We start from the raw sequence: 18,197 nt of genomic DNA, 5'->3' as shown, positions 1-18,197 counted from the left end.
TGTGCTATGATGCCCGCTCCAGGAGAAAACTATGTCCACCAACGGAAGTTCAGTACAGAACGGTAATGACGCGCCAATACCCGATCCCTTCGATGGCGACGAGGGTCTGCTGAGACAGATGGCTGAGCAACTTCTTTGGGGCAGATACGTACCCTTCGAGCAAATGGTCAGCACCCTGATGTCCAGTGCAATGGAGGCCGGGCTGCTTGCTGTTGACGCCTCGAACTCGGTCGATACGAACAGCTTGATACGTAATTTCGAGGTCGCTCTGGCTCCTGGGGACTGGCCTTTCCCACCCGAGATGTGGGCGGAGATTCGTTTCGAGTGGCCGGTCGAGTACACGGTGCTTAGCACCACCGGCGATGGCATATTCTGTGACCTGTATCACCCGGATGAAGATGACTGTTCGCACCAGCTGCGTACGGCCCAGATATCCCTCGCCCTGGAAATCGACTATATCTTCCCGGTGGCCTTCGCTCAAAAAATCGACAGCGATGAGGGAATCGAAGCGACGGCAAAAAGAATCCGGCAGGTCTTCGAAGAAGAAGTAAATCATGAGAACATCGTTCGAGTCGATGTCATGGCCAGCTATTCCGACCTTGACCTCCACCTGGTCAACCTCAAAGCCCATCACGTCTGGATACTCGACGAAGAACTGACCGATCTGGTCCACCTGGTAGATATCCTGTTTTCCCTGTGCGTTGAGGTCCGTACAGTGCTGCTGCGCTTCTCACAAGAATTCGCAGGCGGTCCGGACGGGAACGGCAGCAAGTGAGCGACCAGGTTCTGCGCTTGGAAGCCCGGCCTGCCCAGGTTTTTGTGGGCGTCTATGATCGCCTGCCCCATCCTGGCCTTGGCGACATGCAGGAATTCTCCCTGGATATCGGCATCACCGCGACCAGAGCAGTCGTATTGACCGATGTCGTCTGGCGGGTGTTCGACCACGACGACCATGTCGCGTTCGTCCGTCAACGGCTTGGCGAGGCAGCAATGGAGGAATTGACCCGAGGACAATACGGGGTGGCTCCCGGCCTCGGTCTTGCGCTGCCCCGCTGTTATTTTCTGGAACAGGGCCTGCTACCCTTCGCCAGAGTTCGCATCAGCGTGGGTGGATTCGAATTTGACACCCGGGCTGCCGCCACAGCATCGCTGGACGTGCCCCTGGTCTACCATGAACAGCAGGCCACGTTAACCCTGCCCTTCGAATCGGGCGCCTGGTGGGCCATTACGGGAAACGATTGGACCGCCATCCATAAGGCTGAACCGGTCAGCTGGCCCTTCGCCTATGATTTCGTACGCCTGGGCCCGGATGGCAAGATCTACGATCGAGACGGCCTGCACAATGAGCATCACTACAGCTTCGGCCAGCCCGTTGTCGCCCCGGCGAGCGGCAAGGTCGTGGCCATCCGCGCTGAAATGGCCGACCAGCCGCCGGGCCAACCCCTGGGATCTGCCGAGCTGGCAGAGGATCCTACCCGGATGGCCGGCAACTATGTTGTCATTGCCCACGGCAAGGGAGAGTTCAGCTATCTGGCCCACCTCCAGAGCGACAGTGTCCTGGTTCGACAGGATGAATCGGTGACTCGTGGTCAGACGATAGCCTCCGTTGGCAATACAGGCCAATCGCCCGGTCCCCACCTCCACTATCACTTGCAGAATGGTCCCAACCTTTTTGTCGACCAGGGACTACCCATTCGATTTAGCCGTTTCGAGGCAGCCGGCGACCAGGTTGACAATGCGACAATTCCGCCTAGAATGATCGTAAGTCCTGGATGACCCAGGAAAAAGGAGGACCTGATGACCTCTGTCAACGGAACTTCGGCCATCGAGGAGGCATCCACCAGCGATTTTCAGGTTGAGCTTAGCGACGAAGCGTTCGAGGCGTTGGCCTCGCTGAAAGGCAGCGCCGTGGTTGGCGTCAGCTTTTGGGATAGTTCCCTTGCCGATGAACTGACTGAGCAAGTGCCGGCAGCCGAATGGCGATCGATCGTCGATATGGACCTTCGCCTGGACAACGGGATTCTCCTGGAGTTGTACGGTGTATTGCTCTATCCTTCCATCGGAGATGACCCGTTGCAGGGAATAGACAGGATCGAGGAAACCCTCATTGGCCTGGTGGACAATGAAGGGGTTCTTGTCGAGGTTGCCGAAACCCAGGAAGGTGGTCTTGCCCTGGTTTTCGGCCCCGAAACGGTCACCGAGGTGGTCCTGGCAGTGGGCGCCTGGGTGGTCAGCGAATGGCAGGATCTGGAGGAGGAGTAGAACCTGTCTTGTAGCCCATTGGGTTTGCCAGTGGGTCTTGATGTTGTGAAATAGTCCATTGCAGAGGCGCCTTGGGCGTGGAAGATTGCTAACACATCTTCCCGCAGCAGGCGCTTTTTTCTTTGGCAGTGGGCACAGTCTTTATCACAAGGAGAGAAACAGGAAATGTCTCACGACAAAGCAGCTGTGGAACGAGCGGCGGAGATCATCGCCAGGAACAATGTACGTTTCGTCAACCTGCAGTTTACCGACCTCGCCGGCATCGTCAAACAGATCACTATTCCCGCCGATCGCTGGGAAGTGGCTATCGATCACGGTATCTGGTTTGATGGATCGTCGATCGAAGGATTTGCCCGCATCGCCGAGAGCGACATGTACCTGGTTCCCGATCTGGATACCTTTGCAGTCATCCCCTGGCGGCGCGATGACATGCCGTCGGCGCGCGTGATCTGCGATGTGTACACCCCGGATGGACTTCCCTTTGAAGGAGACCCCCGCTACGTACTCAAGCGCGCCCTGAAAAAGGCAGAGGCTATGGGCTATGATTTCAACACAGGCCCCGAATTGGAATTCTTTCTCTTCCGGCCAGGTCCGCAAGGAGAGCTGCTGCCTTTGCGCACCCACGATCAGGCCGGTTACTTCGATGTCAGCACCGATCTTGCCCATACTGTGCGGCGCCAGATGGTGCAGGCCCTGAAGGAATTCGACATCGACGTGGAAGCTGCCCACCATGAGGTCGCCAGCGGACAACACGAAATTGACTTCAAGTATGGCAATGCCCTGCGCACAGCGGATGATGCCGTAACCCTGAGAACCACGCTCAAGGCGATCGCGCAGCTCAACGGCCTCTACTGCACCTTTATGCCCAAGCCTATCGCCGGCATCAACGGTTCTGGCATGCACGTCCACCAGAGCCTGGTTGATAAGACCACCGGAAAAAACGCCTTTGTCGATACAACCGGTGAGGGTATGTATGGCCTTGCACCTCTGGCCCTGCAATACATTGCCGGCCAGTTGGAGCACGCCCGCGCCTTTTCTGCCTTGATTGCACCCCTTGTCAACTCCTACAAACGGCTGGTGCCCGGCTATGAGGCCCCGGTATACGTCTCCTGGGCACGAATGAATCGATCTGCGCTGATCCGCATTCCGCTGGTCCGGGCTGAGCAGCCGGCGTCAACCCGCATCGAGTTGCGCTGTCCCGATCCCAGCGCCAACCCCTACCTGGCCTTCGCAGTCATGCTGCACTCCGGCCTGGACGGCATTTCCCGGGAGCTGGCTCCTCCGGCGCCGACAGAGGAGGATCTCTACCACGTCGATAAAACCCGTCAGTCTGAGCTGGAAACCATGCCAGGCAGCCTTGGCGAGGCCGTCGAGACCTTGAAGGCCGATCCGTTGATGCGTGAAGCCCTGGGTGATCACATCTTTGAACGCTACGCGGAAGCCAAGAGCCTGGAATGGGACGACTATCGCATCTCTGTCAGCCGTTGGGAATTGGACCGCTACCTGAGTATCTACTAACAAGGAGCCAACCTTGTCTTTTTCCTATCTGGTGTTGGGCGCCGGCCGGCAGGGAACAGCGGCTGCCTACGACCTGCTTCGTTTCGGTGACGCCCGCCGCGTCACGCTGGCCGATCATAACGCCGTTCAGGCGCAAAACGCCGCCGGGCGCCTCGCCAGCCTGGCGAGTCCCGATCAGCACGCAGTCATCGATACCATCATCTTCGATGCCGCCAACGAACAGGCAGCGTTCGATGTCATGCAAGGCTATGACGTCGTTCTGAGCGCGGTCCCCTATCGCTACAACCTGGGCCTGAGCCGGGCGGCCATCCGGGCGGGCGCATCGTTCTGCGATCTGGGCGGCAATACTGAGCTGGTTCGCCAGCAACACGCTCTGCATAAAGACGCCAAACAGGCAGGTGTGCGCATCGTACCCGATTGTGGCATGGGACCGGGCATGGGAAACACCCTTGCCGTCCATGCCATGAGTCTTCTCGACGACGCAACCCATGTCTCGATTTTCGACGGTGGTTTACCTGAGAACCCTCGACAACCCTGGCGGTACGAATCCACTTTCAACATCGAGGGGCTGGCCAACGAGTACTATGGCGGCATTACCGTGCTGCGAGATGGCAAGTTGACTCATCTGCCCTGCTTCAGCGAGCTGGAGATGATTACGGTTCCCGGAATCGGGACCCTGGAAGCTTTCGTCGTGGCGGGCGGGGTTTCAACCGCTCCCTGGAGTTTCCTCGGCCAACTGGAGACTTTTCAGCTCAAGATACTGCGTTACCCCGGCACTTTCACCCAGTTGAAAGCCTTCTCAGATTTGGGTCTCTTCAGCCCTGAGCCCATCACCGTCGAGGGCATGCAGATCAGCCCTCGGGCGGTATTCAAGGCCTTGTACGAACCTCAGGTGCGGTCTGATGACCCGCGGGATGTGTGTATCATCCTGGCGAGTGCAAGGGGAACTCATGATGGTAAAAGCGCTGAAGCGACGGTGCAACTGATTGATCGCTTCGACGAGGCGACTGGTTTCACTGCGATGGAGCGAACCACCGGCTGGCACGCTTCCATTGTGGCCATCATGTTGGCGCGGGGTGAGATCCCGGTGGGCGCCATTCCCCTGGAACTGGCCCTGCCTGGCGACATTTTCGTGAAAGAAGCCCGCCGCCGCGGGTTGACAATCGAAGAACGGCTGTCCTGAAGCGGCAGCAACAAACGGAGACCCACTATGCGCACATGGATTGCACGACTGCTTCTTCTTCTTTTTCTCTTGCTCACCCTTGCATTGCTGGTGATGTTCCTGACAGCGCGCAAGGCAGAGTCCTGTCTCGCCTGCCTGCCCGGCGAACCTCGTCCCTTGGTCATTGCCCATCAGGGCGGCGACGGCGTCTGGCCCGGCAACACCATGCTCGCATTTGAACGGGCAGCATCCATGGGCGTCGACATGCTGGAGATGGATCTGCACGTCACCGGCGACGGCCATCTGGTATTGATGCACGACGAAACGGTCGATCGAACGACCAACGGCAGTGGGATCATCGAGGAAATGACGCTGGATTCCTTCAAGAGCCTGGACGCCGGCTACGACTGGAGCCAGGACGAGGGCCAGACCTATCCCTATCGAGGCCAGGGTATCACACCTGCCACCCTGGAAGAAGTCTTCCTGGCGTTTCCCGATATGCCCATGAATATCGAGATCAAGCTGGTCGAAAACCAGCCGGTGGAAGAGCTCTTCTGTGATGCCATCAAAAAGCACGACATGACAGACAAAGTGCTGGCGGCATCCTTCCATCAGGAAGCTCTCGACCAGTTCCGGACCGCCTGCCCCGAGGTATCAACCTCGGCCAGTCAGGACGAGATCATCAACTTCTTTGTGCGACACACGGTGGGGCTCGCCGATACCTATTCCCCTCCGGCCCAGGCAGTGCAGGTGCCGGAAAGGCGCAGCGGAATCCACATCCTCACGCCCCGTTTTGTGAAGGATTCTCACTCCAGAGATATGGACGTCCATGTTTGGACCGTCAACGATCTGGCCGATATGCAGCGTTTGATTGACCTGGGGGTCGACGGCATCATCACCGATAATCCCGATCGCCTGCTGAAAACCCTTGGTCGGGAATAGGGGTGCTTGCATGTTTCCGGAAAACCGGTCATCCCCCGGCAGCCTGTTGCCGTGAACGAATCTGATCGCGCAATGGCCTTCCAGGCACCTGGATCACGCCGCATCGCCCTGCGCATTTCTCCCGAAGCGGAACGGGCAATCCGTCGCGGCCACCCCTGGGTGTTCGATCGCGCCATCCGGCGCCAGAGCCATCAAGGACTGCCCGGTGACCTGGCGGTGATCTTTGATCGCAAGGACCGTTTCCTGGCCATCGGATTGTACGATCCCACCTCCCCTATCCGGGTGCGCATTCTGCACCACGGCACATCGACTCCTATCGACCAGACCTGGTTGCGCAGGCAAGTAGCCACAGCAGTTGGTCGCAGGGCTGCTCTGAGCGAGACCAGCACAACAGGGTACCGTGCGGTACACGGCGAGAACGACGGGCTGCCAGGCCTGATCGTCGACCGCTACGAAGACAGCCTGGTGATCAAACTATACACGCCTGCGTGGGCGCCTCATTTGCCACAGATCCAATCAACCCTCGATCTCTGCATTCCCAACCGCCGTCAGGTTCTGCGCCTGAACAGGGCCCTGCAGCACCAGACAGATTCCCTGCTCGATCTGGAAGATGGTCAGGTTCTCAAAGGGCCGCCGATTACCGGGCCCGCGCTGTTCCAGGAGAATGGCCTTCGTTTCGAAGCCGATCTGCAACATGGTCAGAAGACCGGCTTTTTCCTCGACCAGCGAGACAACCGGCGCAGGGTCCAGGACCTGTCAGCGGGCAAAGAGGTGCTCAATGTCTTCGCCTACACCGGCGGGTTCTCACTCTACGCCGCCCGGGGTGGCGCCCGATCGGTCACCAGCATCGACCTGAACCAGCTTGCCCTGGATGGGGCGGAACGCAACTTCGCCCTGAACAGCCAGGTCCCGGCCGTGCGCCAGGCCCGCCACGCGATCATCGCGGGCGACGCCTTTCAGGTTCTAGCCTCGCTGGCGGCGAGCGGCCGGCGCTTCGACCTGGTCATCCTGGATCCGCCAGCCTTCGCCCAGCGAAGGGATCAGGTCGACGGTGCCCTTCGCGCCTACAGCCGTCTGACCCGGTTGGCCCTGGGCGTCCTCGAACCGGGCGGCACCCTGGTCCAGGCGTCATGCTCCAGCCGGGTGACCCAGGAAGCCTTTGTCGCAACCATACAGGAGACCGTCGAGCAAGAGCAATGGCGACTACATGGTATTACTCTTAGCGGACATCCCCTCGACCATCCCATCGGCTTTCCCGAGGGGGCTTATTTGAAGTGCCTGTTCGCCGCGGCTGCCCCATCGTAGGATCGCGGCGGTTCCGGCTTTTTGGGAAAGAGGTTCAGAGGATACCCACTCTTCACCACATCCCGACCAGTTGATTCGTATGTACCCTCAGCTGTCCGCAACTGTTGCCACCATTCCTGACACAATATGCCCGTTAGGGCAATTCCGCTCGATCATCGAGGTGGCTGGCCACCTCTCGCCCCTTTTTCAGCCAGTGGATCCCCGCCGACCGCCCAAAACACCTGCTACTCGCAACAACTGCTGCCGTTCGGGCGGTCGCGGGGATGACGGTTTGTCGACGGCATCATGCCCGTCCCACACGCGACCGGGCTGGTCGCGTGTGGCATGGGATCGATCCAGCTTTCTGGAAACGATTCGCCTTGACAAAGCTTTGCTCGAACACTATAATGCCTGCCACCGGTCTGTGTGACCAATGTCTCTTTCGCCACGATCCTGGCAAGGTTTCTTCCGTGGTGCTACCCAGGCACCGACCTGCCCCACCCAGACCTCATGAATCCAGCGTCGCTCCCTCCTGGCGCCAGTTGCTGCCAGGCGAGTCGACCTGTATTGGTACGGAATGTCCAAGTTCCCCCTATCAGTCCTTCAAAGGAGAAGACCTATGCGACATGCAAAACTGTTATCCCTTTTGGCCATCCTGTTGATTGCCAGCCTGGCCCTGACGGCCTGTCCGGCAGCTCAGCCAGCGGCCCCTGCCCAGGAACCCGCCGCCGAAGAACCTGCCGCCGAAGAACCTGCCGCCGAAGAACCTGCCGCCGAAGAACCCGCCGCCGAGCTTGGCACCGTCAAGATCGGCACCAATGCCGAGTATCCACCCTTTGAGTCGGTGGATGAAAGTGGCAACATCATCGGCTTCGACGTGGAAATCATGAACGCCATTGCCGAACAAGCCGGTTTCGACTTCGAATTCATCAACACTCGCTGGGATGGCATCTTCGTGGCCCTGGCCAGTGGTGAGTTCGACGGCGTGATCTCCGCGGCTACCATCACCGAAGAGCGTCAAAAAGCTGTCGATTTTAGTGACCCCTATTTCAACGCCGGTCAGATGATCGCTGTCCTGAACAGCAGTGGAATCCAGGGTCCCGATGATCTGGTTGCAGGTGTCAAGGTCGGCGTTCAGCTGGGTACCACCGGTGACATCTGGACCGACGAAAACACCGACGCCGAGGTGGTTCGCTACGATGAGATCACCCTGGCCTTCCAGGCACTGGGCAACGGCGATGTGGATGCAATCGTCAACGACGGCCCCACCTCCGCTGACATCATCAAGGCCAATCCCGAACTGAACGCTACCCTCGTGGGCCAGCCCTTCACTGATGAGTTCTACGGCGTTGCCATCCGCAAAGATTTTCCCGAACTTCGCGGTGCCATCAACGAGGGCCTTGCTGCCATCAAGGCCTCCGGGCAATACGAGGAAATCTACGATAAGTGGTTTGGCACAGAAGCCGTGGCAGCCGAAGAGGAAGCAGTAGCAGACGCCGACTGCGAGTATGGCGGCATCATCGCCAGCATCGATGCAGTCGACGATCTGACCGTCAAGTTCTCCCTCTGCCGCCCCGATCCCGCCTTCCCGGCCAAGGCCGCTTTCGCCGCCCTCGGCATCCATCCTTCCGAATACCTCGAAGCCACCGGCGGCGGTGGTGATCTCGTCGAAAACCCCGTCGGCACCGGCCCCTACGCCATGGATGAATGGCGCCGCGGCGACCAGATGATCCTCAAACGCTTCGACGACTACTGGGGCGATGTCGCCAGGACCGAAACCCTCGTCTTCCGCTGGAGCTCTGAGAGCGCTCAGCGTCTGCTCGAACTCCAGTCCGGTCAGGTCCATGGCATCGACAACCCTGGTCCCGATGACTTCGGCGTCATCCAGGCCAATGGCGACCTCACACTCTACGAACGACCTGGCACCAACATCTTCTACGTCGGCATGAACGACGCCTTCGAACCCTTCGACAACGAAAAGGTCCGCCAGGCCTTCGCCATGGCCATCGACCGCCAGCGCCTGGTCGACAACTTCTACCCCCCAGGCTCCCAGGTCGCCACTCAGTTCATGCCCGAGAGCATCTTCGGCTACTCCGACGGCGCCCAATGGTACGAGTTCAACCCCGATGAAGCGGTCAAGATCCTCACCGAAGAAGGGGTCCTTCCCGACTTCAAGACCACCATCTCCTACCGCGATGTCGTCCGCTCCTACCTGCCTGAACCTGGCATCGTCGCCCAGGACATCCAGGCCCAGCTCGCCGACATCGGCGTCGACGCCGAGATCGTCGTCATGGAATCGGGCACTTTCCTCGATGCTGCCGACGCCGGTGAACTCGATGGCTTCCATCTCCTCGGTTGGGGCGCTGACTATCCTGACGCCACCAACTTCCTTGACTTCCACTTCGGTCAGGGCGCCAGCGACCAGTTCGGCGCCGGCCACCAGGATATCTGGGATTCCCTCAACCACGCTGGCTCCCTGGCCGATCCTGCCGAGCGCCAGCCCATCTACGACCAGGCCAACGAGCTCCTCAAACAGCACGTGCCCATGATCCCCGTCGCCCACGGTGGCTCCGGCGTCGCCTATCAGGCCAACTGCGATGGCGGCCACGCCAGCCCCCTCGGCAACGAGTACTTCGCCGTCGTCCAGTGTGGCGATAATGACACCTTCGTCTGGATGCAGAACGCCGAACCCATCGGCCTCTACTGCGCCGACGAAACCGATGGCGAGAGCCTGCGTGCCTGCGAGCAGATCAACGAAGCCCTGCTTGCCTACGAAATCGGTGGCAGCGATGTCGTGCCCGCCCTCGCCGAAAAATGGGAAGCCAATGACGACCTCACCGAGTGGACCTTCCACCTGCGTGATGGCGTTACCTTCCACGATGGCTCGGCCCTCGACGCTCAAGATGTTGTCACCTCCTGGGAAGTTCAGTGGGATATGGCCAACCCCCTCCATGTCGGGCGAGATGGCAATTTCACCTACTTCCAGGCTTACTTCAACGCCTTCAAGAACGCCGAGTAACCTGCTCATCATGATACCCGGTCCCTGCCACCCTTCCTGGCTTTCCTGATGCCAAGCTGCTTCTGTCAGCCTGGCATCAGGACCGGGACCGGGTTCTCTGCTTGATCTCCTTTCCTATCCTGGGGCGCTGACTGCCTGATACCGGCACAGCGCCCCATCTTTCATCGTGCAGCCTGATGCCTGTCATGCGCAGTCGCGACATTGACCGGACATCCTGAAAGGGTATCGCCATGCAAAATTCCGCATCGACCACCCGTCGTTCCAGATTCACCATGCCCGACATCACTTCGCTGGCATTGTGGGCCTTCGGTCTCATTATTCTCATTTGGGTTATCTTTCGCACGGTTCAGACGGTCAGGAGCGGTGTCTACGGAATCGATACCTGGGCGTACCAGTTCGTCAATGGATCAGTTCAGGGCGCCATGTATGCGCTGATCGCCCTGGGGTACACGCTGGTGTATGGCATCCTCTTTATGATCAACTTCGCCCATGGCGAGATCTTCATGATCGGTGCCTACGCAGGCTACTTTGCCATCAAGGCCTTTGACGACGCCGGATATCTGGATAGCAATCCGATCCTGACGCTGGCAGTCTGTTTTTTTATCGGCATGCTGACACCCTTGATCTCCGCTGTATTCCTCGAACGGATTGCCTATAGACCCCTGCGAAGAGCGCCACGCCTGGTGCCCCTGATCAGCGCCATTGGCGCTTCCTTTTTCCTGCAACAGGCAGCCCGCCTGTTGTTCGGCATCCGTATCAAGGTATACCCATCGGTGCCGATCCTGGAGGGCAGCTGGCAGATCGGAGGCGTCATTATCCGGCACCTGGGTGTTTTTATTATTGTCGTGGCCATCGCCATGATGCTGGCATTACAGATCCTGGTACAGCGCACCAAGATCGGCCGTGCCATGCGGGCTGTTGCCGAGGACAAGGACACGGCGGCATTGATGGGTGTAGACGTAGATCGGGTCATCATGATCACCTTCGCCATCGGTGGCGCGTTGGCCGGGGCAGCGGGTGTCATGTGGGGGCTCTGGTTCAAACAGGTTATCCACACCATGGGCTTCATTCCCGGCCTGAAGGCCTTCACCGCCGCGGTGCTCGGAGGTATCGGCAACGTGCCCGGGGCCATGTTGGGTGGCTTCTTCCTTGGTTTGGTCGAGGCGATCCTGCCCACGGCTCTCGACATCAGCACACAGCTCAAGGATGTGATCGCCTTCGGCATGCTGGTCCTGGTATTGATCTTCCGACCAACCGGCATCATGGGCGAGGTGTTGAGCGAGAAGAAAGCATAGTCGGTGACTCATTATGAACTTTAACCATGCACTGCGCGTAGGTATTCGAACAGGTATCGCATTTGCCGTGGTGGCAATCTTCATCATCTTGACCGGCATGGTGGAATCCTTTGCCGACAGGGAGTTGTTGCTGGTTGGCACGCTCGGCACGGTGATTCTGATCATCCTTGGCATCCTGCCAGGATTGATGGCCGGCAGAACGGTTTTTCAGCAAGCCCAAAGCGAGGAAAAGGGAACATCGACCACCTCGGTCCTGCTCGCGGGTTCGATCGCCGGTTTTTTCGTCGGCCTGTCCGAGGCAATACTGGTCTTCCTGTTGGCCAATGCCAACCTGCGTACGGTGCTTGTTAATGCCACGCAAGACCTCTATGAAGTATTGACATTCGGGCTACCGACGACACAAGCAATGCTGTTATGGCTCGTCGCCGGTACGCTGCTTGGGCTGATGGGAGCAGCCCTCCAGATCGCACCGGGACGGGCACGCTTGATCATCCTGGCCCTGTTCAGCCTGTGGATCCTGGCGTCCCTGCTCGAAACGGAATTCCTGGTATTCCTGGCAGTGATCGCCTTGCTGGGCCTATTCACCCGCTGGTACACCGGGCGCCACTTGCCATCCGGCACCCCTTTCAAACAGGCCCAGTGGCGCCACAAAGTGTTTTTCGGGGTGGTCCTGGTAGTCTGGCTACTGGTCATGACAGTGGGGCCGGCCATTCTGGGTGACTATTGGGCCCGCGTGCTGTTGTTCGTCGGAATCTATACCATGTTGGGCCTGGGGCTAAACATCGTGGTCGGTTTCGCCGGCCTGCTGGACCTGGGCTACGTGGCCTTTTTTGCCATCGGTGCCTACACCATGGCCTTGCTTACATCAGCCGAATCCTCTCTGGGTCTGGAGATGAGTTTTTGGGTCGCTCTTCCCATCTGCATGGTTACGGCAGCCATCACCGGCATTTTACTGGGCTTCCCTGTACTGCGAATGCGCGGTGACTACCTGGCTATCGTCACCCTGGGCTTCGGCGAGATCATCCGTATCCTCTTGTTATCTGACATGGCGAAGTCGATCACCGGTGGTCCACAGGGGGTTCTGGGCACTGCTCCCCCCGAACTCGCGGGCTTTGTCTTCAACAAGCCGCTGCATTACTATTACCTGGTCGTGCTCGGCTGTCTGCTGGTTGCCTTCGTGTCGGCCCGTTTGGTCTATGCCCGCATTGGGCGCGCCTGGGTCGCCATGCGGGAAGATGAAGATGTGGCTGAGGCAATGGGGGTCAATCTGGTGCGCTACAAGCTCCTGGCCTTTGCCACCGGTGCTGCCTTCGCCGGCATCAGCGGCGGCATCTTCGCCTCCTTCCAGAAGGCGATCTTCCCGGCCGACTTCACCCTGTTTGTGTCGATCAACGTACTGGTACTGATTATCATCGGCGGCATCGGAAGCATCCCCGGCGTAATTCTGGGCGCGGCCGTGCTGGTCGGTCTGCCCGAGGTATTGCGAGAGGTTGACGACTACCGAATTCTGGCCTATGGTGCCTTGCTGGTGATCATGATGATCGTCCGGCCCGAGGGCCTCTGGCCAGCGCCGCGGCGCAAGATGGAGCTGCACGAATCTGACGAGACCGGACCCGATATAGCTCCGGTCAGCAGTTCGACCTAAGGAGCAAGGACAATGCCCCTGTTAGAGGCACAACAGGTCACCAAACGTTTTGGCGGATTAACAGCCGTCGACCACGTCGACCTGGTTGTCGAGCCCCAGATGATCGCCAGTGTCATTGGCCCCAACGGCGCCGGCAAAACCACATTCTTCAACTTGATCACCGGATTCTACACAGTTACCGAGGGAACGCTGTTATTCAACGACCAGGTCTTGAATGGCCGGTCACCCGACAAGATCACTCAACTGGGCATCGCCCGCACCTTCCAGAACATCCGGCTTTTCAACAACATGACCGCCATGGAAAACATCCTGGTTGGCCAGCACTCCCGGCTGAAAAGTGGATTCATTGGCGCCGTGTTCCACACCAGGGGCGAGCAGAAAGAGGAAGCCGCAGCTACCACCAAGGGACGCGAGTTGTTGCAGTTTGTTGGCCTGAAGGGCAAGGGTGATGTACTGGCTCGCAATCTACCCTACGGCGACCAGCGGCGGCTGGAAATAGCCAGGGCCCTGGCGACAGAACCCGAGCTTCTGCTATTGGACGAACCGACGGCAGGGATGAACCCTCTTGAGACGGAAGACCTCACCGCCTTTATCCGGCGCTTGAGAGATGATTTGGGTCTGACCATTCTGCTTATCGAACATCATATGCGGGTCGTCATGGGCATTTCAGATCAGGTCACAGTGTTGGACTACGGCAAAAAGATCAGCGAAGGCACTCCCTCGGAAGTCCAAAACGATCCCCGGGTGATCGAGGCCTACCTGGGCGTACAGCACGAGGCGATCTAACACCTTTCGTAACTACTCAGGTGCGACGCACTTTGTCTACAAAACCAAGCCGATTTGAAGTATGATCCAATAATGACACCTTTGGAGCCATTTGAGCAAGTGCGTTGCACCTTATGCCTGAGTGGTTACCACCTTTCATTCTTTCTCACAGTGACCCTATGAGCATCCTGGAACTTCGCAACGTACACACCTACTACGGCAATATCCACGCACTGAAGGGCGTATCGCTCCAGGTCGAACCGGGCGAAATCGTCACCTTGATCGGCAGCAATGGCGCCGGGAAATCGACGGCCCTGAACACCATTTGTGGCCTCCTGCAACCCCGTCAGGGGGAGGTCTGGCTTGAAGGCAATCGCATCGACGGCGTGCCAGCCCACGAGGTGGTAAAGAAGGGCGTCTGTCAGGCACCGGAGGGGCGCAAGATATTTGGCCGTCTGACGGTCATGGAAAACCTGGAAATGGGCGCCTTCACCCGCAGCGACAAGCAGGGAATCAAGCAGGACATCGACCGGGTTTTCAGCGTTTTTCCCCGGCTCGGGGAGCGCCGCAAACAGGTGGGGGGCACCTTGAGCGGTGGCGAGCAACAGATGCTGGCCATTGGCAGGGCATTGATGGCCAGCCCAAAACTGCTTCTGCTGGATGAGCCAAGCATGGGCCTGGCCCCGATGCTGGTCGAAGAGATATTCAACGTCATCGAGGAAATCAACGATCAGGGTACCACTGTGCTGCTGGTGGAACAGAACGCGGCGCAGGCGCTCCAGGTCGCCCAGCGAGGCTATGTCATCGAGACGGGGGAGATCGTGCTGCAAGGCCCATCAAAGGATCTTCTCGACAATCCAAGGATCAAGGAAGCCTATCTGGGAGCGTGATGGGGTGAATCTTCATTCCCCGCGTAGGTGCAACCCAGATGCCGGTTGATTAGAGAAGCAGGCTGCCCTCATGGCGCAGCAGCCACTCCTTGCGCCACAAGCCACTCCCATAGCCAGTCAGGCTGCCATCGCTGCCGACAACCCGGTGGCAAGGCACAATGATCGAAATCGGATTCTGGCCATTGGCAGCACCTACGGCACGTACCGCACCGGGATTATCCAGTGCGTTGGCGATATCCTGATAGGAAACCATCCGGCCATAGGGAATCCCCATTAATTGCTGCCACACAGCTTGTTGAAACTCGGTACCCTGAAACTGGAGGGGAAGATCGAATTCGCGCCGGCTACCCTGAAAGTACTGCGCCAGTTGATCGATGGCGCCATCGATCAATAGATTCCGCCGGTCAGCGCGCTGGCTCGCTTCGACGAACGACACAGAAATGAGCGCTTCCATGTCGGCCTCAACCTGCACCAGTCCGATCGGCGACTCGAAACGGCCTGAAAAAATCTCCATCGTGGCTATTCTGGCATTTCGAGCGATAGCCGGCAACAATCCATCTTATTCCGGGACATCCGCAAAGGCCGACTCAGGCGCGTAGGCAACGCCGACCATGCTATCGCCTGTATGAGCGCCCAACACCAGGGACATGGGCCCAACCGGCAGCCAGGTGCAATCAAAGCGCTGGTCAACTTTCTCACGCAGCTTTGCAGCGCCCTCGGGATTCCAGGAATGAAGTACCTGTACCCGCATCGCGCTGCCAGGCTTATGAGTCTGCTCGATTAGACCGACCAGTCCATCCATTGCCCGGTTGAATGTGCGCGACTGACCTAACTGCACGTAGGTGCCGTTAACCTTCTCCACACCGATGAGCGGTTTGATGTTTAGCACCGAAGCAATCAAACCCCTCATGTGACTGATTCGCCCACCATGGATCAGATACTTCAACTCGCTCAAGGTGTAGATGCTGTCGCTGGCATCCCCGATACCGGAGATCAATGCCAATATCCTGTCCAACGGCCAGCCGGCCCTGGCGGCGCGAGCCGCCGCCTGTACCTGCCACCCTGCGGCACCGGACAGGGTCTTGGTGTCTACCAGCATGATATTTGCCTCGGGCACCATGGCAGCACCTGTCTGGGCAGAATTGAATGTGCCGCTCAAGCCAGAGGTCAGGTGGATGGACAGGATGTCCGGATCATCGACAGCCAGACGCCGATATATCTCCGCAAATTCACCTGCCGACGGCTGAGACGTGGTCGGCAGATTACCGGAAGCCTCCAGCAGGTCGTAGAAGTCGCGGGGGTGGATATCGATTCCCTCCCGGTAGGACTTGCCATCCAGTGTCACCGTCAAGGGCACGACGTGGATATTCAGCTCAGCCAGTTCATCTTCGGGTAGTTGAACATCGGTTCCGCTGTCAGTCACGATTTGCATGTTTTTGCCTCACTGAAGGTTGGCGCTGCCTTTGGACAGCGCTGGCTCGGAAGCATCTTGTTTGATACAAGATTGATATCTTGAAAAAAATGCGTGAGCATGACCTGTCCATCGGGTGAAATTTCGCTGTGAAATCAATCGATATGGAGTAGGTCGGATTGTATCACGGATTCCCCGCAGGGAAAAGTGTCAGAATCACTGCTTGATTCAGCTCACCGGTTTTTCGATCCGCCAAAGTAGTGTCTCAACCGTTTCCTCGCGCAACAACATGCCAGCTATTTCCAGAACGCGGCTGGATGCCATGTTCTCTCTATCGACAGACGCAAACACCGACATGCAATCTTCTGCCGAAAACGCCCAGGCGATCAACGCCATCACCGCCTCAGTCGTATACCCCTTGCCTCGACAGGCCACGTCGATACCACAGCTGATCTCCACGGCACCATGTGCGTCGGGCAAACCCTTGAAGCCTGCGAGCCCCGCACCGAAACTGCTCTCGTCGATTACCATCAGCCAGTAAGTGAACCAGCAGTGATCTCCCTCGCCGACCTGGCTCATCTTATCGAGCTTCATGCCGATGGCCCACCGCACCCGGTCAGTCATGATGGAGCGGGATAGGGCTAGTCCCAGCTCCTTTTCCAGCACCACAGGACAATCTCGATAGAGAGCAAGCTGCCGGGCCATTAACGGAACAAGGCTAAGCCTTTCTGTTTCCAGAACGTTGTCTCCGGGGCCAATGACGACGAGTCGGGATTGCCCATTGACAATTGATCGTCGACCATTGATAATCATAGAATCCAGTGCGTTGCCCTCGCTCTCGCCAGCAAAGTGCCATCGGGGCTGCGCACATCCGCGGCGAAAGTGAGTGTGGACTCCTCGCGGGCCACGAGCCTGGCGGCCACGACGATCACCTCGACATCCATGGTGACTGGACGGCTGTATTTCATCTCGAGCCGGCGCGTCACATTGGGAGGCGCAACCAGCATGCTCAGAGGTCCAAAGGTATTGTCCACCGCGGCAGCAATGATTCCTCCCTGCACCATATGATAGGGGTTGAAGAATCGCTCCAGGACGGGAAAACGGGTGGTCAGGGTGGCTGCCTCCCTGTCAAAGGAGACAAACTCCCCCTCCATGATGGTAAAAACAGGTGGCGGCAGCAAAAACTCCGACATTCGATCGCCATGTTGTTCTTGCAGGAGTTCCAAAATCGTATCAAGCAGCATGGTATGAGTCCTCTTTCAGATATGGTTTGGCAGGTCCGGCCGTCTACTGGGGTCGCAAGCCGACCCAGTCAATATCGATACCAGCCTGCGTGCCCAGGCGATCGCCAAGTTCACCAACGTGGTGTTGCAAATGGCGAATATTGTAGAGCTGCAACTCCAATTTATCGAAGGGCAGCCACTCGAAGCCCGATTCGCCGCTGAGATCCAGACTGTCTACAGCGGCATCTATCTGACTCGCAACGAACTCAAGATATTCAAGAACTTCCGCCTGGCTATAGGGCTCGCCGATCTCCGGTTCCCGGTGGGGAGGCCAGGGCAACGGGCCCAAGAAGTGAGACTCCGCCCGGTGCTTTTCCCAGGGCACGAAATCGGCTTCGCTCGGTTGCAGGTAAAGATGGGTAAAGAAGAGCGTATGATAGGCCACACGCCAAAAGTCGTTGGTCGGAGCTGCCTGTTCCCAGAGAGGAACCGGGCACTTTGTGATCGTCGTGCGCATCATCTCCAGCGTTGCGTGGTATTGGGATTTGATTGTCTCTCTGATATCCATCGTTGCCTCCTTGGATATGATCAGCGGGGCCTCCCGGGGAGCAGGGATTCGCGGGCAGAGCGGCGCAACTATTCTATCACACAACGCCAGGCACCATCAACCGCTGCAACGTCGGTCCCCGCAAATCAACGTAGAGACGTTGCATGCAACGTCTCTACACGACCCTGACGCCTGCCCCACCATCCAGCATGCAACCTCTCAACACGACCCTGA

17 protein-coding genes are annotated in these 18,197 nt (G+C 58.3%); 12 read left to right on the top strand and 5 right to left on the bottom strand.

The window, feature by feature from the left end; all coding sequences use genetic code 11:
- Nucleotides 1–31 precede the first annotated feature (31 nt).
- The 12 genes from U9R25_02255 to U9R25_02200 all read left to right on the top strand — a co-directional run bounded on the left by U9R25_02255 (nucleotide 32) and on the right by U9R25_02200 (nucleotide 14,782).
- Complete coding sequence (locus U9R25_02255; GenBank protein ID MEA3334701.1) at nucleotides 32–775, top strand: hypothetical protein; 744 nt, start codon at nucleotides 32–34, stop codon at nucleotides 773–775.
- Nucleotides 772–1,776, top strand: coding sequence for a M23 family metallopeptidase (locus tag U9R25_02250; protein ID MEA3334700.1), 1,005 nt, complete (start codon nucleotides 772–774; stop codon nucleotides 1,774–1,776). Before U9R25_02255 ends, U9R25_02250 begins: the two co-directional genes overlap by 4 nt.
- Before the next feature lie 21 nt (nucleotides 1,777–1,797).
- Nucleotides 1,798–2,262, top strand: a complete 465-nt coding sequence (locus U9R25_02245; GenBank protein ID MEA3334699.1) for a hypothetical protein — start codon at nucleotides 1,798–1,800, stop codon at nucleotides 2,260–2,262.
- Nucleotides 2,263–2,427: 165 nt separating this feature from the next.
- Nucleotides 2,428–3,780 (top strand): type I glutamate--ammonia ligase, encoded by a 1,353-nt coding sequence (gene glnA / locus U9R25_02240; GenBank protein MEA3334698.1) that lies wholly within the window; start codon nucleotides 2,428–2,430, stop codon nucleotides 3,778–3,780.
- A 13-nt stretch (nucleotides 3,781–3,793) separates the two neighbouring features.
- On the top strand, nucleotides 3,794–4,963 hold the full coding sequence (locus U9R25_02235) for a saccharopine dehydrogenase C-terminal domain-containing protein (GenBank protein MEA3334697.1): 1,170 nt from the start codon (nucleotides 3,794–3,796) through the stop codon (nucleotides 4,961–4,963).
- A gap of 27 nt (nucleotides 4,964–4,990) precedes the next feature.
- The gene (locus U9R25_02230; GenBank protein ID MEA3334696.1) at nucleotides 4,991–5,884 is read left to right on the top strand and encodes a glycerophosphodiester phosphodiesterase; all 894 of its coding nucleotides are present in this window, start codon (nucleotides 4,991–4,993) and stop codon (nucleotides 5,882–5,884) included.
- 51 nt (nucleotides 5,885–5,935) lie between these two features.
- A complete protein-coding gene (locus tag U9R25_02225) occupies nucleotides 5,936–7,189 on the top strand; it encodes a class I SAM-dependent rRNA methyltransferase (protein MEA3334695.1) in 1,254 nt (417 codons plus the stop codon).
- Between the two features lie 598 nt (nucleotides 7,190–7,787).
- On the top strand, nucleotides 7,788–10,187 hold the full coding sequence (locus tag U9R25_02220) for an ABC transporter substrate-binding protein (GenBank protein ID MEA3334694.1): 2,400 nt from the start codon (nucleotides 7,788–7,790) through the stop codon (nucleotides 10,185–10,187).
- 230 nt (nucleotides 10,188–10,417) lie between these two features.
- Nucleotides 10,418–11,482, top strand: coding sequence for a branched-chain amino acid ABC transporter permease (locus U9R25_02215; GenBank protein MEA3334693.1), 1,065 nt, complete (start codon nucleotides 10,418–10,420; stop codon nucleotides 11,480–11,482).
- 13 nt (nucleotides 11,483–11,495) lie between these two features.
- Nucleotides 11,496–13,127, top strand: coding sequence for a hypothetical protein (locus U9R25_02210; protein ID MEA3334692.1), 1,632 nt, complete (start codon nucleotides 11,496–11,498; stop codon nucleotides 13,125–13,127).
- A 12-nt stretch (nucleotides 13,128–13,139) separates the two neighbouring features.
- A complete protein-coding gene (locus U9R25_02205) occupies nucleotides 13,140–13,913 on the top strand; it encodes an ABC transporter ATP-binding protein (protein ID MEA3334691.1) in 774 nt (257 codons plus the stop codon).
- A gap of 158 nt (nucleotides 13,914–14,071) precedes the next feature.
- Nucleotides 14,072–14,782, top strand: a complete 711-nt coding sequence (locus U9R25_02200; GenBank protein ID MEA3334690.1) for an ABC transporter ATP-binding protein — start codon at nucleotides 14,072–14,074, stop codon at nucleotides 14,780–14,782.
- Between the two features lie 49 nt (nucleotides 14,783–14,831).
- On the opposite strand, the gene U9R25_02195 is transcribed toward U9R25_02200, so the two are convergent.
- The 5 genes from U9R25_02195 to U9R25_02175 all read right to left on the bottom strand — a co-directional run bounded on the left by U9R25_02195 (nucleotide 14,832) and on the right by U9R25_02175 (nucleotide 17,984).
- On the bottom strand, nucleotides 14,832–15,290 hold the full coding sequence (locus U9R25_02195) for a methylated-DNA--[protein]-cysteine S-methyltransferase (GenBank protein MEA3334689.1): 459 nt from the start codon (nucleotides 15,288–15,290) through the stop codon (nucleotides 14,832–14,834).
- A gap of 51 nt (nucleotides 15,291–15,341) precedes the next feature.
- Nucleotides 15,342–16,214 carry a DegV family protein gene (locus U9R25_02190; protein ID MEA3334688.1) on the bottom strand — a complete coding sequence of 291 codons (873 nt, stop codon included), beginning with the start codon at nucleotides 16,212–16,214 and terminating at the stop codon, nucleotides 15,342–15,344.
- Nucleotides 16,215–16,421: 207 nt separating this feature from the next.
- Nucleotides 16,422–17,006: a GNAT family N-acetyltransferase gene (locus U9R25_02185; protein MEA3334687.1), complete on the bottom strand. Its 585-nt coding sequence runs from the start codon at nucleotides 17,004–17,006 to the stop codon at nucleotides 16,422–16,424.
- The gene (locus U9R25_02180) at nucleotides 17,003–17,437 is read right to left on the bottom strand and encodes a PaaI family thioesterase (GenBank protein MEA3334686.1); all 435 of its coding nucleotides are present in this window, start codon (nucleotides 17,435–17,437) and stop codon (nucleotides 17,003–17,005) included. The genes U9R25_02185 and U9R25_02180 overlap by 4 nt, the downstream gene beginning before the upstream one ends.
- Nucleotides 17,438–17,480: 43 nt before the next feature.
- Complete coding sequence (locus U9R25_02175) at nucleotides 17,481–17,984, bottom strand: DinB family protein (GenBank protein MEA3334685.1); 504 nt, start codon at nucleotides 17,982–17,984, stop codon at nucleotides 17,481–17,483.
- Nucleotides 17,985–18,197 lie beyond the last annotated feature (213 nt).

The sequence above is a fragment of the Chloroflexota bacterium genome, assembly GCA_034717495.1.
Classification (GTDB): domain Bacteria; phylum Chloroflexota; class Anaerolineae; order JAAEKA01; family JAAEKA01; genus JAYELL01.
This window is presented reverse-complemented; position numbering and strand designations above follow the sequence as displayed.